Origin of the sequence: Mycetohabitans sp. B2, assembly GCF_021733735.1 — a bacterium.
GTDB lineage: Bacteria > Pseudomonadota > Gammaproteobacteria > Burkholderiales > Burkholderiaceae > Mycetohabitans > Mycetohabitans rhizoxinica.
This window is the reverse complement of the sequence record NZ_JAHKSP010000016.1, coordinates 146,835-172,541: the sequence shown is the minus strand read 5'-3', so window position 1 is coordinate 172,541 and position 25,707 is coordinate 146,835. Positions and strand designations below refer to the sequence as shown.

26 protein-coding genes are annotated in these 25,707 nt (G+C 62.6%); 8 read left to right on the top strand and 18 right to left on the bottom strand.

What is annotated here, in order from left to right; all coding sequences use genetic code 11:
• Nucleotides 1–43: 43 nt before the first annotated feature.
• A complete protein-coding gene (locus KPG66_RS03655) occupies nucleotides 44–253 on the bottom strand; it encodes an ornithine carbamoyltransferase (RefSeq protein ID WP_041753204.1) in 210 nt (69 codons plus the stop codon).
• 96 nt (nucleotides 254–349) lie between these two features.
• Here KPG66_RS03655 and KPG66_RS03650 point away from each other — a divergent pair, with 96 nt between their 5' ends.
• Nucleotides 350–2,284, top strand: coding sequence for a glutamine--tRNA ligase/YqeY domain fusion protein (locus KPG66_RS03650; protein WP_237070031.1), 1,935 nt, complete (start codon nucleotides 350–352; stop codon nucleotides 2,282–2,284).
• Between the two features lie 104 nt (nucleotides 2,285–2,388).
• On the opposite strand, the gene KPG66_RS03645 is transcribed toward KPG66_RS03650, so the two are convergent.
• Complete coding sequence (locus tag KPG66_RS03645; protein ID WP_237070030.1) at nucleotides 2,389–3,246, bottom strand: EamA family transporter; 858 nt, start codon at nucleotides 3,244–3,246, stop codon at nucleotides 2,389–2,391.
• Between the two features lie 234 nt (nucleotides 3,247–3,480).
• Nucleotides 3,481–3,726 carry a hypothetical protein gene (locus KPG66_RS03640; protein ID WP_237070029.1) on the bottom strand — a complete coding sequence of 82 codons (246 nt, stop codon included), beginning with the start codon at nucleotides 3,724–3,726 and terminating at the stop codon, nucleotides 3,481–3,483.
• A gap of 229 nt (nucleotides 3,727–3,955) precedes the next feature.
• Here KPG66_RS03640 and KPG66_RS03635 point away from each other — a divergent pair, with 229 nt between their 5' ends.
• Together KPG66_RS03635 and trxA are read left to right on the top strand one after the other, a co-directional pair.
• Nucleotides 3,956–4,297: a pirin-like C-terminal cupin domain-containing protein gene (locus tag KPG66_RS03635; RefSeq protein WP_336886346.1), complete on the top strand. Its 342-nt coding sequence runs from the start codon at nucleotides 3,956–3,958 to the stop codon at nucleotides 4,295–4,297.
• Between the two features lie 61 nt (nucleotides 4,298–4,358).
• Nucleotides 4,359–5,207, top strand: a complete 849-nt coding sequence (gene trxA, locus KPG66_RS03630; protein ID WP_237070028.1) for a thioredoxin — start codon at nucleotides 4,359–4,361, stop codon at nucleotides 5,205–5,207.
• On the opposite strand, the gene tcdA is transcribed toward trxA, so the two are convergent.
• Nucleotides 5,199–6,122 carry a tRNA cyclic N6-threonylcarbamoyladenosine(37) synthase TcdA gene (tcdA, locus tag KPG66_RS03625; protein ID WP_013434630.1) on the bottom strand — a complete coding sequence of 308 codons (924 nt, stop codon included), beginning with the start codon at nucleotides 6,120–6,122 and terminating at the stop codon, nucleotides 5,199–5,201. The two genes, trxA and tcdA, sit on opposite strands and share 9 nt — an antisense overlap.
• A gap of 161 nt (nucleotides 6,123–6,283) precedes the next feature.
• Between tcdA and pdxH the strand changes: the two genes are divergently transcribed.
• The 3 genes from pdxH to KPG66_RS03610 all read left to right on the top strand — a co-directional run bounded on the left by pdxH (nucleotide 6,284) and on the right by KPG66_RS03610 (nucleotide 9,345).
• Nucleotides 6,284–6,922, top strand: a complete 639-nt coding sequence (gene pdxH, locus KPG66_RS03620) for a pyridoxamine 5'-phosphate oxidase (RefSeq protein ID WP_041754110.1) — start codon at nucleotides 6,284–6,286, stop codon at nucleotides 6,920–6,922.
• Nucleotides 6,923–7,051: 129 nt separating this feature from the next.
• Nucleotides 7,052–8,266: an SAM-dependent methyltransferase gene (locus KPG66_RS03615; RefSeq protein WP_013434627.1), complete on the top strand. Its 1,215-nt coding sequence runs from the start codon at nucleotides 7,052–7,054 to the stop codon at nucleotides 8,264–8,266.
• A complete protein-coding gene (locus tag KPG66_RS03610; RefSeq protein ID WP_237070027.1) occupies nucleotides 8,194–9,345 on the top strand; it encodes a DUF72 domain-containing protein in 1,152 nt (383 codons plus the stop codon). The genes KPG66_RS03615 and KPG66_RS03610 overlap by 73 nt, the downstream gene beginning before the upstream one ends.
• 107 nt (nucleotides 9,346–9,452) lie before the next feature.
• Here the strand turns inward: KPG66_RS03610 and msrA are convergent, their stop codons facing one another.
• Nucleotides 9,453–9,998 (bottom strand): peptide-methionine (S)-S-oxide reductase MsrA, encoded by a 546-nt coding sequence (gene msrA / locus KPG66_RS03605; RefSeq protein ID WP_013434625.1) that lies wholly within the window; start codon nucleotides 9,996–9,998, stop codon nucleotides 9,453–9,455.
• 274 nt (nucleotides 9,999–10,272) lie between these two features.
• Here msrA and KPG66_RS03600 point away from each other — a divergent pair, with 274 nt between their 5' ends.
• On the top strand, nucleotides 10,273–10,779 hold the full coding sequence (locus KPG66_RS03600) for a flavin reductase family protein (protein WP_041753201.1): 507 nt from the start codon (nucleotides 10,273–10,275) through the stop codon (nucleotides 10,777–10,779).
• Nucleotides 10,780–10,793: 14 nt separating this feature from the next.
• Here KPG66_RS03600 and KPG66_RS03595 read toward each other — a convergent pair whose 3' ends face one another.
• The gene (locus KPG66_RS03595; RefSeq protein ID WP_013434623.1) at nucleotides 10,794–11,282 is read right to left on the bottom strand and encodes an Lrp/AsnC family transcriptional regulator; all 489 of its coding nucleotides are present in this window, start codon (nucleotides 11,280–11,282) and stop codon (nucleotides 10,794–10,796) included.
• Here KPG66_RS03595 and KPG66_RS17860 point away from each other — a divergent pair.
• Nucleotides 11,209–11,730 (top strand): acyl-CoA dehydrogenase family protein, encoded by a 522-nt coding sequence (locus KPG66_RS17860; RefSeq protein ID WP_442929406.1) that lies wholly within the window; start codon nucleotides 11,209–11,211, stop codon nucleotides 11,728–11,730. The two genes, KPG66_RS03595 and KPG66_RS17860, sit on opposite strands and share 74 nt — an antisense overlap.
• 9 nt (nucleotides 11,731–11,739) lie before the next feature.
• Here the strand turns inward: KPG66_RS17860 and ppx are convergent, their stop codons facing one another.
• The 12 genes from ppx to KPG66_RS03530 form a co-directional block, all read right to left on the bottom strand.
• Nucleotides 11,740–13,248: an exopolyphosphatase gene (gene ppx, locus KPG66_RS03585; RefSeq protein ID WP_013434621.1), complete on the bottom strand. Its 1,509-nt coding sequence runs from the start codon at nucleotides 13,246–13,248 to the stop codon at nucleotides 11,740–11,742.
• 219 nt (nucleotides 13,249–13,467) lie between these two features.
• Nucleotides 13,468–14,781: a phosphate regulon sensor histidine kinase PhoR gene (phoR, locus tag KPG66_RS03580; protein ID WP_237070026.1), complete on the bottom strand. Its 1,314-nt coding sequence runs from the start codon at nucleotides 14,779–14,781 to the stop codon at nucleotides 13,468–13,470.
• 60 nt (nucleotides 14,782–14,841) lie between these two features.
• Nucleotides 14,842–15,543, bottom strand: coding sequence for a phosphate regulon transcriptional regulator PhoB (gene phoB / locus KPG66_RS03575; protein WP_041753196.1), 702 nt, complete (start codon nucleotides 15,541–15,543; stop codon nucleotides 14,842–14,844).
• Between the two features lie 52 nt (nucleotides 15,544–15,595).
• Nucleotides 15,596–16,300, bottom strand: coding sequence for a phosphate signaling complex protein PhoU (phoU, locus tag KPG66_RS03570; RefSeq protein WP_041753195.1), 705 nt, complete (start codon nucleotides 16,298–16,300; stop codon nucleotides 15,596–15,598).
• Nucleotides 16,301–16,330: 30 nt separating this feature from the next.
• On the bottom strand, nucleotides 16,331–17,179 hold the full coding sequence (pstB, locus tag KPG66_RS03565; protein WP_041753193.1) for a phosphate ABC transporter ATP-binding protein PstB: 849 nt from the start codon (nucleotides 17,177–17,179) through the stop codon (nucleotides 16,331–16,333).
• A 17-nt stretch (nucleotides 17,180–17,196) separates the two neighbouring features.
• A complete protein-coding gene (pstA, locus tag KPG66_RS03560; protein WP_013434616.1) occupies nucleotides 17,197–18,102 on the bottom strand; it encodes a phosphate ABC transporter permease PstA in 906 nt (301 codons plus the stop codon).
• The gene (gene pstC / locus KPG66_RS03555; RefSeq protein ID WP_013434615.1) at nucleotides 18,099–19,082 is read right to left on the bottom strand and encodes a phosphate ABC transporter permease PstC; all 984 of its coding nucleotides are present in this window, start codon (nucleotides 19,080–19,082) and stop codon (nucleotides 18,099–18,101) included. The genes pstA and pstC overlap by 4 nt, the downstream gene beginning before the upstream one ends.
• Before the next feature lie 120 nt (nucleotides 19,083–19,202).
• Nucleotides 19,203–20,234 (bottom strand): phosphate ABC transporter substrate-binding protein PstS, encoded by a 1,032-nt coding sequence (gene pstS / locus KPG66_RS03550; protein ID WP_013434614.1) that lies wholly within the window; start codon nucleotides 20,232–20,234, stop codon nucleotides 19,203–19,205.
• A gap of 255 nt (nucleotides 20,235–20,489) precedes the next feature.
• Nucleotides 20,490–21,845: a phosphoglucosamine mutase gene (glmM, locus tag KPG66_RS03545; RefSeq protein WP_013434613.1), complete on the bottom strand. Its 1,356-nt coding sequence runs from the start codon at nucleotides 21,843–21,845 to the stop codon at nucleotides 20,490–20,492.
• A 92-nt stretch (nucleotides 21,846–21,937) separates the two neighbouring features.
• Nucleotides 21,938–22,834, bottom strand: coding sequence for a dihydropteroate synthase (gene folP, locus KPG66_RS03540; protein WP_237070025.1), 897 nt, complete (start codon nucleotides 22,832–22,834; stop codon nucleotides 21,938–21,940).
• A gap of 79 nt (nucleotides 22,835–22,913) precedes the next feature.
• A complete protein-coding gene (ftsH, locus tag KPG66_RS03535; protein WP_013434611.1) occupies nucleotides 22,914–24,806 on the bottom strand; it encodes an ATP-dependent zinc metalloprotease FtsH in 1,893 nt (630 codons plus the stop codon).
• A gap of 204 nt (nucleotides 24,807–25,010) precedes the next feature.
• Nucleotides 25,011–25,667 carry an RlmE family RNA methyltransferase gene (locus tag KPG66_RS03530; RefSeq protein ID WP_237070024.1) on the bottom strand — a complete coding sequence of 219 codons (657 nt, stop codon included), beginning with the start codon at nucleotides 25,665–25,667 and terminating at the stop codon, nucleotides 25,011–25,013.
• Nucleotides 25,668–25,707: the final 40 nt, after the last annotated feature.

The window sequence follows — 25,707 nt, the reverse complement described above, 5'->3', positions numbered from 1 at the left end:
CGCGCCAGTGAGGACTACGTTTTTTATCGCCCAGAATCACGCATCAATGGCCCGCGCCGACCAGGCCGCCAGCAGCCGCGCCCACCACCGTGCCCAGCGGCCCACCGGTCAACACGTAACCGAGTGCGCCCCCGGCCGACGCACCAATCGCCGCGTGTTTTTCTGAGCGCGACAACGAGCCGCATGCGGACAATGCCGGAACGAGCGATACCAGGACCACCAACTTTGCGAGCGTCGACGCCTTCGCGTTCATTTCTTCTCCTTTGAGCGGGGCCGCGCGCATGCGCGAGCTCAGGGATCCTAAGAGACCGAGGCGCGGGGTGGCAATCAGTTTTACGGGCTGTTACAGATGTTACGGTCGCAGCCCCGCCAGCAGATCGCGCCGCACAGCCCGCGCCACGCCGTCACGTCGGGTAAAATGCAATGTCATGAATATTGTCCGGCCCGGGCACGGGCCGGCCCACCCTGCCCGCTCATGAATATCGAACGCAACAACGCAAGATCGGGTGCCAAGCCCGGCCAACACCCTGCCGCCTCTGCTGGCGTACCGCCGGCCGGCGGCGGTTCGGGCGCACCCACAAACGCATCGGCTGAACCGGCCACCGCATCGAACTTCATCCGCAACATCATCGATGACGACAACCGGTCCGGGAAGTGGGGCCAACGGGTCGAGACGCGCTTCCCGCCGGAGCCGAACGGCTACCTGCACATCGGCCATGCCAAGAGCATCTGCGTGAACTTCGGCATCGCGCGCGACTACGGCGGCGTTTGCCACCTGCGTTTTGACGATACGAACCCAGAAAAGGAAGATGTCGAGTATGTGAACTCGATCATCGACGCGGTCCGGTGGCTCGGCTTCGATTGGCAGAAGGACGGTCGCGAGCACCTGTACTTCGCCAGCGACTACTATGACAAGCTGTACGCGTTCGCCGAGCTGCTCATTCAGCGCGGCAAAGCCTATGTGGACAGCCAGAGCGCGGAGCAGATGCGCGCCACACGCGGCACACTGACCGAGCCTGGCACGCCGTCACCGTATCGCGATCGCACGCCGGAGGAAAACCTGGCGCTGTTTCGCCGGATGAAGGCTGGCGAATTCGCCGAAGGCACGCATGTGCTGCGCGCCAAGATTGACATGGCGTCGCCGAACATCAACATGCGCGACCCAGTCATCTACCGGATCCGCTTCGCCCATCACTATCGCACCGGCGATGCATGGTGCGTGTATCCGATGTACGACTACACGCACTGCATCTGCGATGCGCTGGAGAACATCACGCATTCGCTATGCACACTGGAGTTCGAGGATCATCGGCCGCTGTACGACTGGTTTCTCGCGGAGCTGGCCGATGCCGGCATCTTCACGCGCCCGCTGCCGCAGCAAATCGAGTTCTCGCGGCTCAACCTGACGTACGTGATCACGAGCAAACGCAAGCTGCTGCAACTGGTCGAGGGCAAGCACGTAGACGGCTGGGACGATCCGCGCATGCCGACGATCGTTGGGTTGCGCCGTCGGGGCTTCACGCCAGGGAGCATCCGGCTGATGTGCGAACGCACCGGATTGACCAAGATCAACTCGTGGATCGACTTTGGACTGCTCGAGGCGGCACTACGCGAGGACTTGGACGAGAAGGCGCCTCGCGCAATCGCCGTACTCGATCCGCTCAAACTTATCGTGGACAACTATCCGCAAGATAGCGAGGAAACATGCAGCGCGCCGGTGCATCCGCATCACCCGGAGCGCGGCACGCGGACCTTCCCGTTCTCGCGGGAGCTGTGGATCGAGCGTGAGGACTTCAACGAAAATCCACCAAAGGGCTATTTCCGGCTGTTCCCGGGTAATCGCGTGCGGCTGCGCTACGGTTTCGTCGTCGAATGCACGGGCGCGGACAAGGATGAGCACGGCAACATCGTCGCGGTGCATTGCAACTATTTCTCGGACAGCAAGTCGGGGACCGAGGGTTCGAACCATTACAAGGTCAAGGGTAACATCCACTGGGTCAGCGCCGCGCATGCGTACCGCGCCGAGGTGCGCCTATACGACCGGCTGTTCAAGGAGCCGCAGCCGGATGCCGGCGGTCGTGACTTCCTCGAAGCGCTGAACCCGGATGCTAAACGCGTGGTCACCGCCTACCTGGAGCCGGGCGCACAACAATTCCTACCTGAGGACCGGGCTCAGTTCGAGCGACACGGCTACTTCGTCGCGGACCGTGTCGATTCAGTGCCCGGCCAGCCGGTGTTCAACCGAATCGTCAGCCTGCGTGACAGTTGGGGCAAGTCTGCATAACGAGTTGCATGCAGCGGGCGCGCGTCGTTGCAAAAGCCGCGGCGGGCGCGCGCCGTTGCAAAAGCCGCGGCGGCCCGGCGCCGCCCGTCGGGCCGCCGCCATGCTCAAGTTCGGCGTGCGTGCGCCAGCCGATCGCTCAGCCAGCGGCCCAACACGTTCACCAGCAAGCCGCCCATCACCAGAATCGCACCGAGCCACAGCGCCGCGGTGCTCAGCCCGACGATTGGCACCAACAGTGAAAACGGCGCGACCTGCGCGGCCGGGTAGCGCATCAACAAGCGGCCCCACAAGCTGCAGCCAAGCAGCGTGGCACCAAATGCCAGGTAGGCCACCGCGAACACCGACGCAGCCGAGATCTGGGTGACCGACGCCCAGATCTGCGCCGGCCCCTCGAACCAGAGGGACAGTGCGATGAACGGCAATGGCGGAATCAGGCTGGACCAGACCACCAGTCCCAACAAATCGACGTTGCCGATCCTGCGCATCACGACATTACCCAGCGCCCACATCGATGCCGCGAGCAGCGTGAGCACGAAGCCGGCGGCCGGCATCGCATGTTGACTCTGTATGCCGATGACGGCTAGCCCGATCGTCGCAATCGCCAACGCGAGCAAATTGTGCGGCTGCCAACGCTCACCGAGCAGCAGCGCGGCGAACACCAGCGTGAAGAATGCTTGCGATTGCAGCACCAGTGATGCTAGTCCGGCGGGCATCCCAACGTACATGGCCATGAACAGTAACCCGAGCTGGCCTAATGAGATGGTCGCGCCATAAGCCAGGAAAAGCGGCCACGGCACGGCTGGCCGCCTGACGAAGAACACAGCGGGAAAAGCCGAAAGCAGAAAACGCAGCGCGCCGAGCAGCATCGGCGGCAGACCGTGCAGCCCGACCTTGATGACGACAAAATTGACGCCCCATACTGCGATCACGACAAACGCGAGCAACAGGTCCTTTGGCGACATCCAGCACTCCTTGACGGCTTATTATGGGGGTAAGCCGCGCGGCGACCTTGCCCAAGCCACGCGAACGACCAACAGAATAACCCGCTTGTCAGGCTTATGGAGCCGGCAGCGCTATCGGCGGCATGCCGCGCCAATAAAAAAGCCCCGCCCGCCAATACGGGAGAGGCTGTGCGAACGCCGCGATGCCGCGGGGAGCGGTACACGACGCTTCGAACGCGACCGCGCCCGGATCGGTTACTTCGAACCGGTGCCGCCGCTATCGGGGTGGCTCGCCGCCTTTTGTTGCTCGGCACGCTTCACCTTCGCACCGTGATGGTGGCGTGCATGGTGCTTTTTGGTGTTCACGCCGCTGGCGGCCACCGGCGCGGACGCTGTCACGGCAGGCGCGGACGCCGCCACGGGCGTCGATGCCGCGCCTTGCGCGTATGCCGCGGAAGCGGCGAACAGACCAGCGGTCAATGCGATCAGCAGCTTACTCATGTCGGACTCCTTTTCCGAACGCGCGAAACAGTCGCGCTTGGCTACAAAAACGCGATGGCCAACAACACCGTTGACGGCGAAAAGTAAGCAGTTGTAACGCCTCGTGCAGTACCGTACACACAGCGACGTTCCAATCGGCGTCCCAATCAGTATCTATTTATCTGGGAGCCACTAATGTCCGCTGCGTTGACACGTGTCGGTGACGCTGGACGCTGGCTGCCACCTCGACGTGCCGCCTGAGCACGAGCACGAGCACGAGCACGAGCACGAGCACGAGCACGAGCAGCACGCAGTCTATCTGGTCGATGGCAAATTGGACGTGGATGGCACAGCGATCGAGTCGGCCCAGATGGCGGTACTCGATGCCGGCACCGTGGCGCAACTGAGCAGCGCGGGCGATGCTCGCGTGATGCTGGCCGGTGGCGTGCCACTTGACGGCGAGCGCTTCATCCACTGGAATTTCGTTTCCAGCTCGCGCGAAAAGATCGAGTGCGCGCAACAGGCATGGCGGCAGCAGACGATGGACAAGGTGCCCGGCGAGACCAAATGGGCTCCGTTACCGGACCGTTGAATTACGCAAGATCGCCCTCATCTGGTAGCCGGATAGCCAATTCTTTTTTGCGAGGAACATGATGGACACGACGCTTGAAACTTTCGAGCAGGACGTGATCGCCGCATCGAGAAACGTGCCAGTACTGGTCGACTTCTGGGCGCCCTGGTGCGGCCCATGCAAGGTCCTCGGCCCGCTGTTGGAAAAAATCGAGCGCGAGTACGGCGGACGCTTTAAGCTCGCGAAAGTCAACTTTGACGACAGTCCGGAGCTGGCACAGCATTTTGGCATTCGCAGCATTCCGCACGTGATCGCGTTCGTCGACGGCCGGCCAGTGGACCAGTTCGTCGGCGTGCTGCCGGAAGGGCAATTGCGCCGCTTCATCGACCAGTTGGTGCCTGACGCCGCCGAAACTGAGCGCCGCGCCGCGCACGCCCTGCGTGCCCAGGGCCGCACCGACGAAGCGCTGGGCCGATTGCGCACGGCACTAGCACTCGATCCGGGATTTGACGAGGCGCGCCTGGACCTGATTGAGTGGCTGCTCGACGACGATCGTTTCGATGACGCGCGGGCCGAGGCCGAATTTTTGTCGCCGCGGACCACGCAGGGTATCGACGCGCGCTACAACGCGCTGAAGACCCGGCTGGACGCGGCCGCGGTGGCCACCGAGTTGCCTGATACGAGCGCGCTGGAAGCGCGCATCGCGAACGATCCGGGGGATCTGGAAGCACGCTTTGATCTTGCCAGCCAATGGATCGCCGCGCGTCACTATGCCGGCGCGCTCGAGCAGTTGCTGGAGATCGTCAAGCGCGACCGCTCGTTCCGTGACGACATCGGTCGCAAGACAATGCTGTCGGTATTCGATCTCGCGTCAGGGCAACCGCACCTGGTCTCGCAGTGGCGCCGCAAGCTGAGCAGCGCACTATTCTGAGCAGCCGTGCGCCGAACCCGGCTGGCGCGCGGCCAGCACGCGCAGCACATAGGCTGCGGCGGCAAAGCCGAAGCTGCCGGTCACGCACACGCTCGAGCCAAAGCCCGCGCAGTTGAGCCCGATCGGCGCCGTACCAATGTCCGGCGCACCAGCATACGCGGCCTCCCCGCCGTCCAAATCGCATGCGGCCGCTTGCGGATAGATCAACGGCTCATCGGAGTAGACCGCCGGGACGTTGAACTTGGCCTTCGGCCCGCGCGGGAATCCGTGGTGTTTGCGCAACTGCGCCCGCACCTTGGCTAATAGCGGATCCTGTATTGTGCGGGCCAGATCGTCGATGCGAATCCGCGTCGGATCGAGTTGCCCGCCCGCACCGCCCACCGTCACCAACGGCACCCGGTGCCGGACGCACCATGCAATCAGCGCCGTCTTGGTGCGTACGCTATCGATGGCATCGACGATGAAGTCGTACCCGATGCCCAGCCGTGCGTCCAGGTTGTCGGCTTCGACAAAATCCTCGACTTGCGTGACGACGCACTGCGGATGGATCGCCGCGATCCGCTCGGCCATTGCGCCGACCTTCGGCTTGCCATAGTTACCGTTCAACGCATGGATCTGGCGATTCGTGTTGCTTTCCGCAACGTGGTCCAGGTCGATCAGCGTCAGGCGCCCAATCGCACTACGCGCCAGCGCTTCGGCCACCCACGAGCCGACCCCGCCGATGCCCACGACTGCGACATGGCAACGCTCGAATGCCTGCAGCGCGGCTGCGCCGTACAATCGTGCTACGCCGCCAAAACGGCGCGGATGGTCAGCGGTCTCGAATTCCCCGGTTTCCGGGGCTGGCTCGGCTGGCGCCGCGCGCGCGGCGCACGGCTCGGATGACGCGGTATGGATGGCATGCGAAGCGGACATGGTCTAGCGTTGAAGAAGCAGAAGGAGCGCCGCCGCGCATCATGCGCGATGCGGTGGCCAAACCGCTATTGTGCCTTGCCTGCGGCGGCTGCGTCGCCCTATCGAGCGGCTATCGTCGTCTTCCGATATACTCGACCCATAGTAAGCGACCGCATAAAAAGATGAGCTTCCTCGCTGATCTACGCAAGAACTACGCGCTTGGCACATTATCGGAGGCCGATGTCGACGCCGATCCGATCAAGCAGTTCGAACGCTGGTTCGAACAGGCGCTCAACGCACAGCTTCCCGAACCGAATACGATGACACTGGCCACCGTCGACGAGCGTGGCCGGCCGGACGCCCGCATCGTACTGGTCAAGGGGGTCGATGCGCAAGGTTTCACGTTCTTCACCAACTACCAAAGCCGCAAGGGTCGCGAACTGGCGCACAACCCGTACGCCACGCTGCTCTTCTATTGGATTGAGCTAGAGCGCCAGGTCCGCATCGAAGGCAGGGTGAGCCAGATCGCCGACGCCGAAAGCGACGCCTATTTCGCGTCCCGTCCGCTCGGCTCACGCATCGGTGCGTGGGCGTCGGAGCAAAGTGCGGTGCTGCACGATCGCGCACAACTGCAAGCGCGTGAAGCGCACTTCGCGGCGCAGTTCGGCAACCACCCGCCGCGGCCGCCGCACTGGGGCGGCTACCGGCTGGTGCCGGACGCGGTTGAGTTCTGGCAGGGGCGGCCATCGCGGCTACACGATCGAATCCAGTACCTGCGCAATCCGGACAACACTTGGAGGATCGTGCGCCTGTCGCCGTGACCCTGCCTGCCAATGCCGGTGCGTTGCGAGACAAGGCTTCACGCGAAGCCACGTCGCGTGGCCGGAAGGTTTGCATCACAGACGAACAACAGTTGCTTTGCTTGCGTTTCAACGAACAGGAGAATTCTTATGTTCTGGGAAAAAAAGCTTGCGCAATGGGTTTCGGAAGTGCGCGAAAAGACTAATCTGCCCGCACGTCTGGTCCTGTGGGATGGACAGCAGCATGATTTCGGCAAGTTTGCGGCGCCGCAAGTCACGCTGAAGGTCAACACGGCGGCGGCGCTGCCGCTGCTGCTGGATCCGAGCCTGGACCACCTCGGCGAGGCATACATCAAGGGCAAGATCGATATCGAGGGCAAGCTGTCCGATGTGATCCGCGTCGGCTACTCGCTGGCCCGCAGCACCGTTACCCATGCCAGCAAGCTGGCGCGCGTGCGGCGCTATTTTACGCACACGAAAGCCTCGGACAAGAAGGCAATCCAGTACCACTACGATGTGTCCAACGCGTTCTACAAGCTGTGGCTGGACAAAAACATGGTTTATTCGTGCGCCTATTTCGAAAATGGCGACGAGGATCTGGATACCGCGCAACTGAAGAAAATCGACCACATTCTGACTAAGATCCAATTGCAACCTGGGCAACGGTTGCTCGATATCGGCTGCGGTTGGGGCACGCTCGTGCTGCGCGCGGCGCAGAAGTTCGGCGCGCAGTGTGTTGGCGTCACGCTGTCCGAAAATCAATTCGCGCTGGCCACGCAACGCGTCAAGGACGCGGGGCTGCAGGACAGAATCGAGATCCGGCTGCAGGACTACCGCGACGTGTCGGGGCAATTCGACCGCGTCACCAGCGTCGGCATGTTCGAGCACGTCGGTCGCAAAAACCTGCCGCTGTACTTCAGCAAGATCCGCGAGTTGCTTACGGACGACGGCATCGCAATGAACCATGGCATCACGTCGAGCGACTTCAACAGCGGCGAAACCGCGCTGGGCGGCGGCGAGTTCATCGACAAGTATGTTTTCCCCGACGGCGAACTGCCCCATATCAGCCTGGCGCTGGAAGCGATGCAGCGCGGCGGGCTGGAGGCCATCGACGTCGAAAGCTTGCGTCGACACTACGCGCGCACGCTCGAATTGTGGACCGAGAATTTCGAGAAATGCGCAGCCGAAGCAAGGTCACTCGTCGATGACGAGAAATTCCGCATCTGGCGTGTGTACCTGGCCGGGTGCGCGTACGCGTTCGACAACGATGACGTGTCGATCTATCAAGTGGTATGCCGCAAGGCCGGACGACCCGCGTGCACGCTGCCCTGGTCGCGCCGCTACATGTACGCCAATCCGCTGTGACCGAGCAAGCACCCTCCAACGACGGCCAATTTCATTTGTTCGGCACGTCCCCGCCAGCGGCGGCGCCGGCCGATACCGACAAGTCTGCGACCGCCGCGTCGGCGCGCCACCGCTCGCGCGGGGAGATCCTGCCGGCGCGCATTGACGAGCGTTGCCGACAACTGGGCGCTGCGTTGCCGCCTAACGTGCGCCTCGGCACATCGTCATGGTCGTACCCGGGATGGAACGGCCTCGTCTATGGCGACGAATACAGCGACAGCCGTTTGTCGCGCAATGGGTTGGCTGCCTACAGCGCGCATCCGCTGCTGCGCAGTGTCAGCATCGACCGGACCTTCTATGCGCCACTGTCCGTCGGCGACTATGCGCGTTACGCGTCGCAGGTGCCCGACGCATTCCGCTTCACTGTCAAGGCGACGTCGAGCATTACCGATGCGACGGTACGCGGCGAGCGCGGCATGCCGGGCGAAGCCAATCCATGCTTCCTTGATACCGGGCTGGCACGGCGCGAGTTCATCGAGCCTTGCCTGCAAGGGCTCGGCCACAAGGCAGGCGCACTGGTGTTCCAGTTCCCGCCGTTGCCCGACAGATGGATCGCCGAGCCAGCCACGTTCGTCCAGCACTTGCAGCCGTTTCTGGAGGCGCTACCAGCGCTGCCCGACGGGGTCGTGTACGCGGTAGAAATCCGCGACGCGATCCTGCTGACGCCCCGGCTGATGAAGGCCCTGCGGGCCGCGCGCGTGCGCTACTGCATCGGCATCCACGCACGGATGCCGTCCGTGCAGCGCCAGGCTACCGCACTGGCGCTGCTCGACGGCGACACGCCCGGCCCGTTGGTCGTGCGCTGGAATCTTCATGCAGGATTGAAACACCAACAGGCAGAAACGCGGTACGCCCCATTCGACACGATGCTCGATGAGGACCGCGACACGCGCGAGGCGCTCGCCGCGCTGGCAGCGCGACACGCACGCGCAGGCCAGTCCGTGCTGATCACGGTCAGCAACAACGCCGAGGGATGTGCCCCGCTCTCGTGCATCGCGCTGGCCGACGCAATCGTTACCCATCTGGCTGCGCCCGGATAGTCTCGCCGCCGTGCACGGTGTCGCGTAGCGGGCTTGGCCGGGCGCTCTGCCCCGGCATGCTGGCATGCCAGCATGCCAGCGGCCAGCGCGAACATGGTTCTGCGTCGCTATGCGCGCCGCGACTTAAGCCGGTGCGCAAAACGCTGCCGGAACTTGGCCACCTTCGGCGCGATCACGAATGCGCAATAGCCCTGTGCTGGGTGGTTCGCGAAATAGTTTTGATGATAGGCTTCGGCCGGCCAATAGTTTCCCGCCAGCGGCTCGATCTGCGTGACGATCGGCGCATCATAGAACCGACGCGCCGCAAGCTCATCGCGCATCGCCGTCGCAATGCATGCCTGTTCAACCGAATGCGTAAAGATCACCGACCGGTACTGAGTGCCGACGTCGTTACCCTGCCGATTCAATTGCGTCGGATCGTGCGTGGCAAAGAAAATCTCCAGGATTTCGCGATAACCGATCACCGCCGGATCGAAGGTCAGATTGACGACCTCCGCATGCCCAGTCTCGCCGTTGCACACCGCTTCGTACGATGGAGCGTCGACATGGCCACCCGCGTAGCCTGACTCAACGGCCGTGACACCTTCGACATCTAGGAATACCGCTTCGAGGCACCAGAAACATCCTCCGCCCAGCGTCGCCACTTCGTTCATCGTTGCCCCCTCTCAATCAGTCGGGAATCGCCCATCGAGTTAGGCATCCCATCATCATGCGGTATGCCCATCGAGTCAGGCATCCCGTTATCGTGCGATATGTCCGTCGGGCCTTGCCGCCCGCCAGCCCATCGGCGCGCGGTACCGCCCCGCGGACACCCAGCGGCTCGATCAGCCAGCCCGCGCCTGATCCGCTACAATCGTGGCTTCGCCTCATTCAACGCATCACTGCCCTCGCGTGTGCGCCCCGGCGCGCCGCTGCTCGCACTCAACCATGACGTCCGCCGCCTACCCCAATTTCGATACTGCTGCGTTTCGGCTCGCACTGGGCGAATTCGCCACCGGCGTGACCATCATCACGACGCGCGCCGAATCGGGACAATTGATCGGCATCACCGCCAGTTCGTTCAATTCCGTTTCGCTGGCGCCGCCGCTCGTGCTATGGAGCCTGGCGAAACGGGCAAGCTCGATGACCGTGTTTGAAACCAATACACATTATGTCGTCAATGTGCTCGCCGCGTCGCAGCTCGCGCTGTGCCACCGCTTCGCGACCCTGAAAGGCGACCGATTTGCCGGCGTAGCACACGCGGCCGGCGACACCGGCATGCCCATCCTGGATGGCGCCCTCGCATGGTTCGAGTGCCACAATCGCAGCCGCTACGACGAAGGCGATCACGTGATCTTCGTCGGCGAGGTCGAGCGCTGCGGCGTCGCCGGTGATGCGCGCGAACCGCTGGTGTTCCATCGCGGTGGCTTTCATACCGTCGATCCGCTCGGCTGAATCCCGCGCGGGTTTCAACGCGCGCGAGGCAGCAGTTCAACCGGGACACCAGCGCCGTCCTTCAATGTCTTCAGCACGATGTTCGAACGAATATCCATGACGCCCGGCGCCTTATACAATCGATCGATGATGAAATCCGAAAAGTGCTTCAGGTTGTGCGACAGCACGCGCAGCATGTAGTGGCTTTCCCCGGTCACGACGAATGCGCCGACCACCTCAGGCCAATCGCGCAATGCGGCAGCGAACTTCTCGTGCCAGTCCGACTGATCGTTGCGCATCGACACCTGCACGAAGGCTTCTAGCTCGAAACCTAGCTTCTCGCGGGACAACGACGCACGATAACGCTCGATCACGCCCTGCTCCTCGAGCAACCGCATCCGCCTAAGACAAGCAGACGGCGACAACGCGATCCGCTCCGCCAATTCGAGATTGCTGACGCGACCCTCCTCCTGCAGCAGCGCTAGAATCCGGCAATCGGTCGCATCGAGTGAAATTGCCTGCATAAAATTCTTCCCGCCCCTTCACCAAAGAATTTTATGCGATTTCGATTCGGCACCGCACGCCAAATCAGAAGCACTTTCGACACACCCCGGCTATCATTCGGGCATATACCCAGGTCTGCTCCTCTGGCCAATGATTTGCGCTCGGCACGCCGACATGCAAACCGAGATCACACTGGGCCTGCAAGGCGTGCTGCGACTGGGACGGATGAAGGATGAAGGCACCGCCGCGGCCGAGATCACGTCGATCATGAAGCGCAATTCATGCGGCAAGGCGCTCGACATTGCGCGCACCGCACGCGACATGCTCGGCGGCAACGGAATCTCGGACGAGTTCGGCGTGGCCCGACACTTGGTCAATCTGGAAGTCGTCAATACGTACGAGGGCACGCACGACATCCATGCACTGATCCTCGGACGGGCGCAAACGGGCATCCAGGCGTTTTTCTGACCGCGAGCGTCAATCTACGTAGACGACCCGATAGTGCCGGCCGATTTTTTCCCACTCAGCCGCCTCCTGGACCAGGCTGTACTCGGTCAGCGGGTTGTCATCAACCCAGCTGTGCGACAAGCGCACCTCGAAGCCGCCATCATGCTCGCGCACGGCCAGCATCGGGGTCGCCACGTCGATCCGGCGACGGCACAGCAGCACGGCCAGCCGCAAGCAGAACAACAGGCGCCAGTCCAGGTCCCGTGTCTGCGTGAGCTTGCCCAGCTTGCCGGCGTGGCCAAGCACGAGCGCCGCCAGCCGTGCCTGGTCAGTGCGCGAGAATCCGGGCATGTCGGCATGAGTCGCGATGTACGCCGAATGCTTATGGTAGGCACTGTGCGAGATCGACAGGCCGATTTCATGCAGCATCGCGGCCCAGCCGAGCAGCAGCGCTCCCTGCGTGCGCCGTTGTGGATCGGTTTCATTCAGTTGATTGTAAAAACCGGTTGCCAGCGCGGCGATGCGCTCGGCTTGCGCGCGATCGACACCATAGCGCCGCGAGAAGCCTTCCACCGTCACCGCACGCATGTCCTGGTGCTGTGAGCGACCCAGCAGGTCGTACAGCACACCAAGCCGCAACGCGCCATCGGTCGTATCCACGTAGTCGATGCCCAATTCCTCAAACACCGCCAGCATGATCGACAGGCCGCCGGCCAGCACTGGCACACGGTCGGCCTTGAGGGCGGCCAGCTTGAGCCGGTTCACGTTTTCCGCCTTGATCAGCGCGCGCTTCAGGCGCTCCAGTGCGCCACGCGTGATGCCGTGCGTCACGCCGGCGTCGTTGAATTGATTGGCCTCGACCAGTTCCGCAATTGCCCGCGCAGTGCCGGACGAGCCGACCGCCTGGTCCCAGCCGGTCCGCTTATACAGGCTGGAGATGACTTGGATCTCGCGCTTGGCGGCCAGCTCTGCCTGACGCATCGCGTAGTCGTCAACATTACCGCTCGGGAAGAACTGTCGACTGTGCGTCACACAACCGATGTACAGGCTCTCCATCATCAGCGGGTCATATTCGTCGCCAATGATGAACTCGGTCGAACCTCCACCGATATCGAACACCAGCCGTTTGCCGTTGCTCGCCGGCATCGAATGCGCGGCGCCCGCATAAATTAGGCGTGCTTCCTCGCGCCCGGCGATGACCTCGATCGGAAAGCCCAGTGCGCGCTCGGCCTCGTCAAGGAACTCGTCGGCGTTCTTTGCGACCCGCAGCGTGTTGGTGGCCACCGCCCGCACGTGGTCCGGATGAAAATCGCGCAGCCGCTCGCCAAAACGCTTGAGCGCGTCCCAGCCGCGTGACTGCGCTGGCTGGTCAAGGAACTTGTCACGCGTGAGGCCAGCAGCGAGCCGCACGGGCTCGCGCAACGCGTCCACTGGGTCAATCTGCGTGCCGGCGAAAGTTTTCTCCACGCGTGCGATGATAAGCCGGAAGCTGTTGGAGCCTAGGTCAACGGCAGCGAGCAGGTGCGGGGTCTTGTGCATGGGTCAATGGCGGGCCGGATTGCCGACCGTACCAGAATAACGGGTAGGATTTGTGACAGTGCCGCTCCGGTTGCAGCGCGTCATAACCTTATCATCATACTGTGATAGCTTCTGCAAGTGCCTAGGCCCCGGGCGCCGACGCTTGAACGTGGGTTGCGAAGCACCGTTGGTACCGACGCTTGAATGCGGCTGGTAAAGCGCCGCTGGCGCCAGCGTATGTCAGGCCGCCCCACTGCGCCCGTGCGTCACCCGCGACGGCGGGAAGCGGACTGAGAACGTGCTGCCCTTGCCTTCCTCACTGGCAATGTGTAAGTCCGCATCGTGGCGTTGCAGCACGTGCTTGACAATCGCCAGCCCGAGCCCGGTGCCGCCGGTGTCGCGCGAGCGGCTGCGCTCGACGCGATAGAAGCGCTCGGTCAGCCGCGGGATATGCTCGGCCGGAATGCCCAGCCCCGTGTCGGCGACGCTGAGCACGGCGCCGTCACGCTCGGCACGCCACGTGACCTGAATTGCCCCACCATCCGGGGTATAGCGGATCGCATTGCTGACCAAGTTGCCAAGCGCACTGAGAATTTCGCTTTCCGTCCCCACCACGTTGAGATCGTCGTCGGCCTCGAACTTGATGTGGTGCCGCCCGCCGGACAATCCCGACGCTTCATTACGCAGATGCTGCAGCACCGCACGCATGTCGATTGGCTGTTCGGCCGGCGGCTTGATGTCACCCTCCAGGTTGGCGAGCACCAACAGGTCGTTGACGATCGTCTGCATCCTTGCCGCCTGCTGTGCCATGATATCCAGGTATCGGCGCCGGTCCAATTCCGCAATCGGCAGTTCACGCATTGTCTCGAGAAAGCCAGACAGCACGGTCAACGGCGTCTTCAATTCATGCGACACGTTGGCGACGAAGTCGCGCCGCATCGCATCGGTGCACTCCAACTCGGTAATATCCTGGGTGAGGATCAGCTTGCGGTTGTCACCATACGGAAAAACCTGCACCGACAGGATATGCTGTCGGCTTGCGCCCATGCCACGCATCGTCAGCGCCTCGTCGTACTGCTGGCTGTTCAGATAACGCACGAAATCGGGCTGGCGCACCAGGTGGGTGACGTGCTGGCACAAATCGCGTTTCACGTCGAGCCCGAAGTGCTGCTCACCGATGGCATTGCACCACTCGATCCGGTTGTGGTCGTCGAGCATCATCACGCCGTTGGGGGAAGCTTGGATGCCCTGGATAAACCGCGTATGCTGCTGCTCCACCTGCCGCACCTGCGCGTGCCACCGCTTGGCGAGCCGATGTAAGCGGTAGTAGATCTCGCCCCACAACCCCGGCGCGCTCGGCACTTCCCCGTAGACCGGCGCATCAAGCAGCCGCCACAGGCGCTGCGTATGGTAGGTGTTGAAAAGCGACTGCGCGAGCAGTGCGAGCAACGCGAACGACAGCGCCGCATCCACATTGACCGCGAAGGCGATTGCCGTGGCGACACAGCCCAGCAAGACTAGCGACACGAGCGCGCGCGCCCAAATGATATTCATATCGGAGCGAAAGGTGCCGCGGGACAATCGACAAAGGTGCGGGCGCCGACGGCGCCAGCGTTAGGCTGTCTTGGCCAACCGGTAGCCGCTACCGCGCACTGTCTCAATCATAGCATCGCAGCCGGCCGGCTTGAGCGCGGCACGCAGCCGCTTGATGTGCACGTCCACCGTGCGCTCTTCGACGAATACGTGGTCGCCCCATACTTGGTCGAGCAGTTGCGTGCGGCTGTGCACGCGTTCCGGATGCGTCATGAAGAAATGCAACAGGCGGAACTCGGTCGGCCCAAGATCGAGCTGGGTTTGCTCGCCGTTGCGGCTCGCCGCGACGCGATGCGTCGCCGGGTCCAGTCGCAGGCCGTTGATCGACACGCTATCCTCGGTGAGCTGCGGCGCGCGGCGTCGCAGCACCGCCTTGATACGCGCCATCAACTCCTTGGGCGAAAACGGCTTGGTCACGTAGTCATCGGCGCCGATCTCCAACCCGAGCACCTTGTCCTGCTCCTCGCCCCGCGCGGTCAGCATGATGATCGGGATGTGCTTGGTGCGCTCGTTGCTACGCAACTCGCGTGCGAATGCGACGCCCGACTTGCCGGGCAGCATCCAATCGAGCAACACCAGGTCCGGCAAGACATCGCTGATCAGGCGCTGCGCCTGCTCGGCGTTGTACGCGCGAATCGGACAGTGTCCCGCGTGCTGTAGGTTCACCGCAATCAACTCGGAAATCGCGGGCTCGTCCTCGATCACGAGAATGCTGCTGGGCATCGGCACCTCTTTCGCCTTTTTAGATCGTACAGTTACACGAAGCCGCATCGTCCTACGACAGCGCCTCACGCTCGAGTTGGTCGCGCGGCACATGCCGCACGTCCGTGCCTTTAACGATGTAAATGATGAACTCAGCGATGTTCTTTGCGTGGTCACCGATGCGCTCAATCGCCTTCGCGACGAACAGCAGATCCAGCCCGACCGAGATCGTGCGCGCATCTTCCATCATGTAGGTCACGAGCTTGCGCACGAACGCCCGGAATGCCTCATCGATCGCCTTGTCATCGCGCACGATCTGCGCGGCGGCGACCGTGTCCAGCCGGGCAAACGCGTCCAGCGCGCGACGCAGGATCGACGTCGCCATGTCGCCGGCCAGTCGGATTTCTGCGATGTTCACCGTGCGCGCGTTACCCTCCTCCATGATGCGCTTCACGCGCTTGGCGATCTTCTCAGCCTCGTCGCCGGCGCGCTCCAGGTTCGTAATCGTCTTCGAGATGGCCATCAGCAGCCGCAAATCACGCGCCGCGGGCTGGCGCCGCGCGATGATATGACTGCACGCCTCGTCGATCTCAACTTCCATCGAGTTGAGCCGCGCCTCGTCAGTGATCACTTGGTCGGCCACCTCGGCGTCAAAATGGTTCAACGCCTGCATCGCCTTGATGATCTGCGACTCCACCAAGCCCCCCATCTCGAGGACCCTGGACGAAACCTGGTTCAGGTCCGCGTCGAACTGGCTAGACAAATGCTTGTCGGACATGATGCTCTCCCGTCTTGGCAATCGGCTCGATCAACCGAAGCGACCCGTAATGTAGTTTTCTGTTTCCTTGCGCACCGGCTTGATGAAAATCTTCTCGGTATCTCCGAATTCAATAAGCTCGCCCAGGTACATATAGGCAGTGTAGTCCGAACAGCGCGCCGCCTGCTGCATGTTGTGCGTGACGATGACCACCGTATAGTCGTCCTTCAACTCGGCAATCAACTCTTCGATGCGGCCGGTGGAGATCGGATCGAGCGCCGAGCACGGCTCGTCCAGCAGCAGCACTTCGGGACGGATCGCGATGCCACGCGCGATGCACAGCCGCTGCTGCTGGCCGCCGGACAACCCATAGCCGCTTTGCTGCAGCTTGTCCTTCACTTCGGTCCATAGCGCGGCCTTGGTCAGCGCCCATTCGACGCGCTCATCCATTTCTGAGCGCGACAAGGTTTCGAACATCCGCACGCCAAACGCGATGTTGTCGTAGATCGACATCGGAAACGGCGTCGGTTTCTGGAAGACCATGCCAACCCGCGCGCGCAGCAGCGAGATGTCGCGGGTGGTTGCGAGCAGGTTCTCGCCGTCGATCAGGATCTCGCCCTCGGCGCGTTGCTCCGGATACAACGCGAACATCTTGTTGAACGTGCGCAGCAGCGTGGATTTGCCGCAACCGGACGGTCCGATGAATGCGGTGACCTGCTTCTCGGGAATGCTCAGATTGATGTTCTTCAACGCATGGTACTTACCGTAGAAGAAGTTCAGGTTCTTCACCTCGATCTTCGGCGGCGCCAGCACGCGGGCGCCGCTTTTGGCCGAACCGAGCGGAATCGGCACACTGTCGCCGGTACGCAAAGGGTCGAGGTGGCGCTCAGCCATGTTCATGGATCGTCTTCCGTCGCTTACTTTGAAAACAACGCGCGGGCCAAAATATTTAGGCCCAGCACACCCAGCGTAATCAAAAACACGCCTGCCCACGCGAGCGATTGCCACTGTGGGAACGGACTCATCGCAAACTTGAAGATCGTATAGGGTAGGTTTGCGATCGGTTGATTCAGGTTTAAGCTGAAGAACTGATTCGATAGCGCGGTGAACAGCAAAGGGGCGGTTTCGCCGGCGATACGCGCGAGCGCCAGCAGCACGCCCGTCGTAATGCCCGCCGCCGACGCCTTCAACGTAATTGATGTCACCATTTTCCACTTCGGCGTGCCGAGTGCGAAGGCCGCCTCGCGCAGCGCATTGGGCACCAGCTTCAGCATGTTTTCCGTGGTACGGATCACGATCGGAATCTGCAACAGCGCAAGCGCCACCACACCAGCCCAGCCACTGAAGTGCCCCATGCGAGCGACCACCAGCGCGTAGACGAACAGGCCAACGACAATGGACGGCGCGGACAACAAGATGTCGTTGATAAAACGCGTCGTGCTAGCCAACAGGTTGGATTGACCATACTCGGCCAGATAGACGCCGGCCAGAATACCGATCGGCGTGCCAAACAGCGTGGCCAACGTCACCAACTCAAGGCTGCCGACAATCGCGTTGGCCAGCCCGCCGCCGTCCGTGTTCGGTGGCGGCGTCGATTCGGTGAACAGCGTCAGCGACAGTCCATCGATGCCCAAGCGCAGCGTCGTGAACAAGATCCACACTAACCACACCAGACCAAAGGCCATGGCCAGCAACGACAGGGCCAACGCGATCGCGTTGGTGCGACGGCGGCGCGCCTGCAACCGGATACGCGGCGCATCATCGGCGTTCGCGCTACCCGGCGACACGAGATCCGACGCGCGAGAACATACGGGGCGGCTCATCGCGCGCCCTCCCTTTTTTCCAGACGCAACAGCATCACTTTGGACAAGGCGAGCACGATGAAGGTAATCAGGAACAGGATCAGGCCCAACTCCATCAAGGCTGCCGTATGCAGCCCGGGCTGGGCCTCGGCAAATTCATTCGCTAACGCCGACGTGATGCTGTTGCCTGGGGCGAACAACGAAGCACCGGACAGCAGATTGGTGTTGCCGATCACGAACGTGACCGCCATGGTCTCGCCGAGCGCACGGCCCAAGCCGAGCATGATGCCGCCAATCACACCGGTCTTCGTGAACGGCAGCACGATTTTCCACATGACTTCCCAGGTCGTACAACCCATGCCGTACGCGGACTCCTTCAGCAGGACTGGGGTCACTTCGAACACGTCGCGCATGACTGCGGCGATATACGGGATGGTCATGATCGCGAGAATGACGCCGGCAGCCAGGATGCCGATGCCCACCGGGGGGCCGGCCACCAGCGCGCCGACCAGCGGCATCGAGCCGAGCACGGTCTGCAGCGGCTTCTGGAACCCGCTCGCGAAGACCGGCGCGAACACCAACAGGCCCCACATGCCGTAGACGATGGACGGAATCGCGGCCAGCAGCTCGATCGCAATGCCCAACGGGCGCCGCAGCCAGGCAGGAGAGAGTTCGGTCAGAAACAACGCAATGCCGAAGCTGACCGGTACCGCGATAATCAGAGCGATCAACGATGTGGCGATCGTGCCGTAAATCGGCACCAGCGCGCCGAATTGTTCGGAGGGTGGGTCCCAATCGGAGTGCCACAGGAACGAAAAGCCGAACTTTTGGAGGGTGGGCAGGGACGCGATGATCAGCGAGATGAGTATCCCGCCGAGCATCAGCAAGGTCACGATCGCGGCAAGCCGTGCCAGCGCGCCGAAGACGATGTCGCCTGTGCGGCCCGGCGCTTTCATCGCGCGGTTGCCGCCCGAGCCGGATGCAGTCTGAATGTCGGCCATGATGCCTCTTCACAGGCCACGCGGCGCAACGCTCGCGCGCGTAACCGCTTGTCGTCAAAGCACCACGCGCCGGCGCGGCGCGAAGCGGTTGCGCCTGCCCGCGCCGACACGGGATGCCGGTTACTCGGCGAGCGCCTTGCCCGCGCCGTCCTTCACCTTCGACTTCCACTGCGTGCGAATTTCACTGACGACCGATTCCGGCAGTGAAATGTAGTCCAGCTCGGTCGCGGCCTGCGTACCGTTCTTGAATGCCCAGTCGAAGAACTTGAGCGTCTCCTTGCCTTGCGCGGGCTTGTCCTGCGCGGTGTGCAGCAGCACGAACGTCGCACCGACCACCGGCCAGGCTTGCTTGCCCGGCTGGTTTGTCAGGATTTGGTAAAACGACTTTTTCCAGTCGGCGCCGGCGGCCGCGGCCTTGAACGTTTCAGTCTTCGGCTCGACGACCGTGCCAGTCTGGTTCTTCAGCGCAGTGAAGGTCATATGATTTTGCTTCGCATAGGCCCATTCGACATAGCCGATCGAGCCAGGCAGGCGCTGCACGAACGCGGCCACGCCGTCATTGCCTTTGCCGCCGATGCCCACCGGCCAATTCACCGTCGTGCCTTCGCCAACCTTTGACTTCCACTGGGTGTTCACCTTCGACAGGTAGTTTGTCCAGATGAAGCTCGTACCCGAGCCGTCGGCGCGGCGCACCACGGCGACATCGGTATCCGGCAGGTTCATCTTCGGATTGAGCGCGGCAATCGCCGGGGCATTCCACTTCTTGATCTTGCCCAGGTAGATATCGCCCAGCACTTCGCCGGATAGCACCAGTTCGCCGGCCTTGATACCCGGCACGTTGATCACCGGCACCACGCCGCCGACCACGGTCGGGAATTGGAACAGGCCATCCTTGACGAGCGCATCGTCCTTCAGCGGTGCGTCCGAGCCGGCGAAGTCAACCGTCTTCGCGATGATCTGCTTGATGCCGCCGGATGATCCGATGCCCTGGTAGTTGACCTTGCCACCGCCCGACTTCCGATAGGCATCGGCCCACTTCGTATAAATCGGCGCCGCGAACGTGCTACCCGCGCCGGTGATATCGGCAGCCTGCACGGACCAGGCAAACAGGGCGCCGACAACGCCGGCGATCGCGGTATGCATCGATTTCATGAGACCTCCAGGACCAGGGGTGAGCGGAGTCGAAACATCGAGAAGCTTAGGCGGGGAACGTGACAGTCATGTGACATTCGGTGACTAAACCGTGACAGTCACATTGCCGATCGTAAGATGCCCGCGGCAGTGAATCTGCTCCGCCTGCGGGCTTCTAGTCCAGCTGTGGGCTTGCGGTTCAGCCTGCAGGCCTGCGGTTCGGCTTGCGGACTTCCGGTGCAGCCTGCGAACTTTTTACCGCGCCGGCGCCACAGGTTACCCCGTGGTCGCCGCGCGCGCGACTTCGGCGATCGCTTGAGCGTGACCGTTTGCCTCTTCCGCCCGCTGCGCCTCGACCATCACGCGCAATACCGGTTCAGTGCCAGACGCGCGGATCAGCACGCGGCCGCACTGGCCCAATGCGCGCTCAGCCTGCGCGACGACTTCACGAATCGCGGCGCTGCCTTTCCAATCAGCGCCCGGCGTCATCCGCACGTTGACCAGCGTCTGCGGAAATAACGTCAGCCCGCCGAGCAGTTGAGCCAGCGTCTGACCGCTACGTTTGATCGCGGCGAGCACGAGCAGCGCCGATACGATGCCGTCGCCGGTCGTATGGCGGTCCAGCGACAGGATGTGGCCGGAGCCTTCGGCGCCGAGTTGCCAACCTCGTTCGCGCAGCTGCTCCAGGATATAGCGATCGCCTACCGCGGCGCGCACGAATTCAACGCCGAGCTGCTGTAGCGCGACCTCCACCGCTAGGTTCGTCATGAGTGTGCCAACCGCGCCCGGCACCACTCCGTGTGTGGCGATGCGGTCCTTCACGAGTACGTACAGCAACTCGTCGCCGTTATACAGGCGGCCGGACGCGTCGACGACCTGCAACCGGTCCGCGTCACCGTCCAGCGCGATGCCCAGATCGGCGTGATTGGCACGCACGGCCGTCACCAGCGTGTCAGGCGCGGTCGCGCCCACCCCGTCATTGATATTGAAGCCGTTCGGGGCAACACCAATCGGCACGACCTCGGCTCCCAGCTCATGGAACACGTGCGGCGCGACCTGATATGCCGCGCCATTCGCACAATCGACGACGAGCTTCAGTCCACGCAGGTCGAATGCGGCCGGAAACGTGCCCTTGCAGAACTCGATATACCGTCCTGCCGCGTCATCCAGGCGCCGCGCCTTGCCAAGATGCTCGGACGGCGCACACGTCATCGGCTGCTCGAGTTGGTTCTCGATCGCATGCTCGACCTCGTCGGGCAGCTTGTTGCCGTCGCCCGAAAAGAACTTGATACCGTTGTCGTAATAAGGGTTGTGCGACGCGCTGATCACGACGCCGGCGGCCAGTCGCAGCGCGCGCGTCAGATACGCGATGCCTGGCGTGGGCATCGGTCCGGCCAGCATCACGTCGATGCCGGCCGCCGAGAAACCCGCTTCCAGCGCCGCCTCGAGCATATAGCCCGAAACTCGCGTGTCCTTGCCGATCAATACGGTCGGCCGCCCACTGCCCGTGGTGTCCGCGCCGGCCAGCACCTTGCCCGCCGCATAGCCGAGCCGCAGCACGAAATCCGGGGTGATCGGCGGCTCGCCCACCTTGCCGCGGATACCGTCCGTGCCGAAATAACGACGACTCATGTTGAACTCCTCTTTTTCATACTGTGCGACGCGTCCGCAGGCGTGCGCCGCACACGCCGCAACATGCGTCGCCTTTGTTGCTGTTTATCGTTCTAGCCGTGCACGGACTGGGCGTCGCACCACGGTCGTGCCCGCATCGCCTGCCAGACTTTCAATGCATCGACCGTCGGCGCGACGTCGTGCACGCGCACAATCGCCGCGCCCCGATCGACCGCCGCCAGCATGCCGGCAAGACTGCCGGCTATGCGCTGCTGCGGCACGCTGCGACCTGTGGCCGCGCCGATCATTGACTTACGCGACAGCCCCACAAGGATCGGCACACCAGCGGGCACGGCGTGCGGCAATTCACGCAGCAGTGTGAAATTGTGCTCGGCCGTCTTGCCAAAACCAAAGCCCGGATCGACACAGAGCCGGTCCGCGGCAATCCCGGCGCGCTCCAGTGACCGGATCCGCCCGTCGAGAAAGTCGCGAACATCCGCGACGACATCGCGGTACTGCGGCTCGCGCTGCATCGTACCCGGCTCGCCTTGCATATGCATCACACACAGCCCGCAACGCGTGTCGCGCACCGCATCGAGCGCGCCGGGCTGACGCAGGCCCCAGATATCGTTGATCAAGTCCGCGCCGGCGTCGAGCGCGGCACGCATCACCTCGGGCTTGTACGTATCGATCGAGATCGGCACGCCCGTATCACGCAACGCGTCGATCAAAGGCAACACCCGCGCCAGCTCCTCCTCCAATGGGACCGGCGGTGCACCGGGCCGCGTCGATTCGCCGCCGATGTCGATCAGGTCTGCCCCCTCGTCAATCATCTGCTGAGCGCGCGCCTGCGCGGCCTCGTAGCCGATGAAACGTCCGCCATCGGAGAACGAGTCTGGCGTCACATTCAAAATGCCCATCACTAGGGGCCGCGCCAGCGTCAGCCTGAAGCGGCCGCATTGCAACGTCGCGCCGGCGACCAAGCCGGTTGCGCTAGGAGTGCTCGACATTGAACAGCAATACTCAGTAGAAAAAAATGACAAAGGGCTGGTGCACCAGCACCAGCCCTTGGCGGGAAAACGGCTGCGATTACGCGGGAGCGGCCGCGCCCGGCGCGGGCTTCACCTCAGCGCCGCCACCCGTGCCACCGCTCGGCGCGTCGCCAGACGGCGGAGGCAGGTTCTTCGGTGGACGCGGGTCATTGCCCGACATGATGTCGTTGATCTGGTCGGCGTCGATCGTTTCCCAATCGAGCAGTGCCTTGACCATCACCTCGACCTTTTCACGGTGCTCCTCCAGCAGCTTGCGCGCGAGCCCATATTGCTCGTCGAGGATGCGGCGAATCTCCGCGTCAACCTTCTGTTGCGTCGCCTCGGACACCGAACGCGACGACAACCGGCCGAGCATGCCGTCCTGCTCCGTATCGATATAGACCATCGTCCCAAGCACGTCGGACATGCCATATCGCGTCACCATGTCGCGGGCCATCTTGGTCGCCCGTTCGAAGTCATTGGACGCGCCGGTGGACATCGAATTCAAGAAGACTTCCTCAGCAGCCCGGCCGCCAAACAGGATCGCGATCTCCTCGAGCATCTTGTCACGGTACAGATTGACGCGATCATGCTCGGGCAGCTGCCACGTGACGCCCAGCGCCCAGCCGCGCGGCATAATCGTTACCTTGTGCACCGGATCAGCGTGCGGCAGCAGCTTTGCGACGACCGCATGGCCCGACTCGTGATACGCGGTATTGCGACGCTCCTCTTCGCGCATCACGGCTGACTTGCGCTCCGGACCCATGAAGATCTTGTCCTTGGCATCCTCGAAATCCTGCATCTCGACGATGCGCTTGCCACGCCGCGCGGCGAACAGCGCCGCCTCGTTCACCAAGTTCGCGAGGTCCGCGCCGGAAAAGCCTGGCGTGCCGCGCGCCACCACCGATGCATCGACATCGTTCGAAATCGGCACTTTGCGCAAGTGGACTTTCAGAATCTGCTCGCGTCCACGGATGTCCGGCAAGCCGACGTAGACCTGACGGTCAAAGCGTCCGGGACGCAGCAGTGCCTTGTCGAGCACGTCGGAGCGATTGGTCGCGGCAATCACGATCACGCCCGAATTGGCCTCGAAACCGTCCATCTCGACCAGCATCTGATTGAGCGTCTGTTCGCGCTCGTCGTTGCCGCCGCCCATACCGGCGCCGCGATGGCGGCCGACCGCGTCGATCTCGTCGATGAACACGATACAGGGCGCGTGCTTCTTCGCCTGCTCGAACATGTCACGCACGCGGGCTGCGCCCACGCCGACGAACATTTCAACAAAGTCCGAACCCGAAATACTGAAAAACGGCACTTTCGCCTCGCCGGCGATCGCACGCGCAAGCAGCGTCTTACCGGTTCCCGGCGGTCCGACGAGCAGCACGCCGCGCGGAATGCGGCCGCCGAGCTTCTGAAATTTCTGCGGATCGCGCAGGAAATCAACCAGCTCGGACACTTCCTCCTTCGCCTCATCGCAGCCCGCGACGTCGGTAAAATTCACCGCATTGTTGTTTTCATCGATCAGCCGCGCACGCGACTTACCGAACGAAAACGCCCCGCCTTTGCCACCACCCTGCATCTGTCGCATCATGTAAAACCAGAACCCGATGATCAGAATCGTCGGGCCAAGGTAGTACAGCGCAGACACCAGCGCGTTCGGTTCATCATCCGCCTTGCCGCTGACCTGCACACCGTACTTCATCAGGTCGCCGACCATCCAGATGTCGCCGGGCGACACAATCTGGTACTTCTGGCCGTCCGCAGGAGTGACGGTGAGGTTGCGGCCCTGGACGACGACGTTCTTGACCTTGCCGTTCTTCGCGTCGTCCATGAACTGCGAATACGTGACGCCTTCCGGGACGCGGGGCTTGTCGAACTGCTTGAACACCGTAAACAGCACCAGTGCGATGACAAGCCACACTGCCGCCTTGGAAAACATGTTGTTGTTCAACGCACCACTCCTTCACTCATATAGGGCAGCATCCGACTTTCAGTCAGAAAGCCAACCACCCTCAGGCATTCTAATCCAGTCCGCCTCCCCCTGCCATAGCGATTGGCTCTCGGGCGGATAGCGAAAAATTTGAAAAACCACGCGCTTCACGCGTTTCAGCGCGCCATGCCGAAACGGTGCGCTACCGAACCGATATTGCTGCATTTACGCTCGCGGATGCTTCAGCATCCGACCGAGAATAAACGTTTCCGACGATTTGTCGCGCGAGGCCTTCGGCTTGCGCGCCGCCACGCTCCTGAACTGGTGCTTGAACCGCTCGACGATCTGACTATAACCGCTGCCGTGAAAACACTTAACTAACAGCGCCCCCTGTGATGTCAGGTGATTCTGCGCGAATTCGAGCGCCAAATCGCATACGTGCTCGATCCGCGCTGCATCCGCTACCGCAACACCCGACAGGTTGGGGGCCATGTCGGAAATGACAAGGTCTACCGCGCGACCCTCGACGGCCGCCTCCAACTGCGCCAGTACCGCATCGTCACGGAAATCGCCCTGAATAAACGTCACGTCGGCGATCGGTTCCATGGGCAGCATATCCAGCGCAATGATCGTGCCATCAATGCCACCGCTGGCACGGTGGGCGCCGGCCGCCAGCTTGTTGCGCGCGTATTGGCTCCAGCTTCCCGGTGCGGCGCCCAGGTCGACAATCACCTGCCCGGGCCGAATCAGCTTATCCTGCTCGTCGATTTCCTTGAGCTTGTACGCCGCGCGTGCCCGATACCCGTCGCGCTGCGCGAGCTTGACGTACGGATCATTGATGTGGTCATGCAACCACGACTGATTGAAACGATTTTTTGCCATAAAACAGGTTAAATGTGGCCCGAGCGACACGGTGACGGCT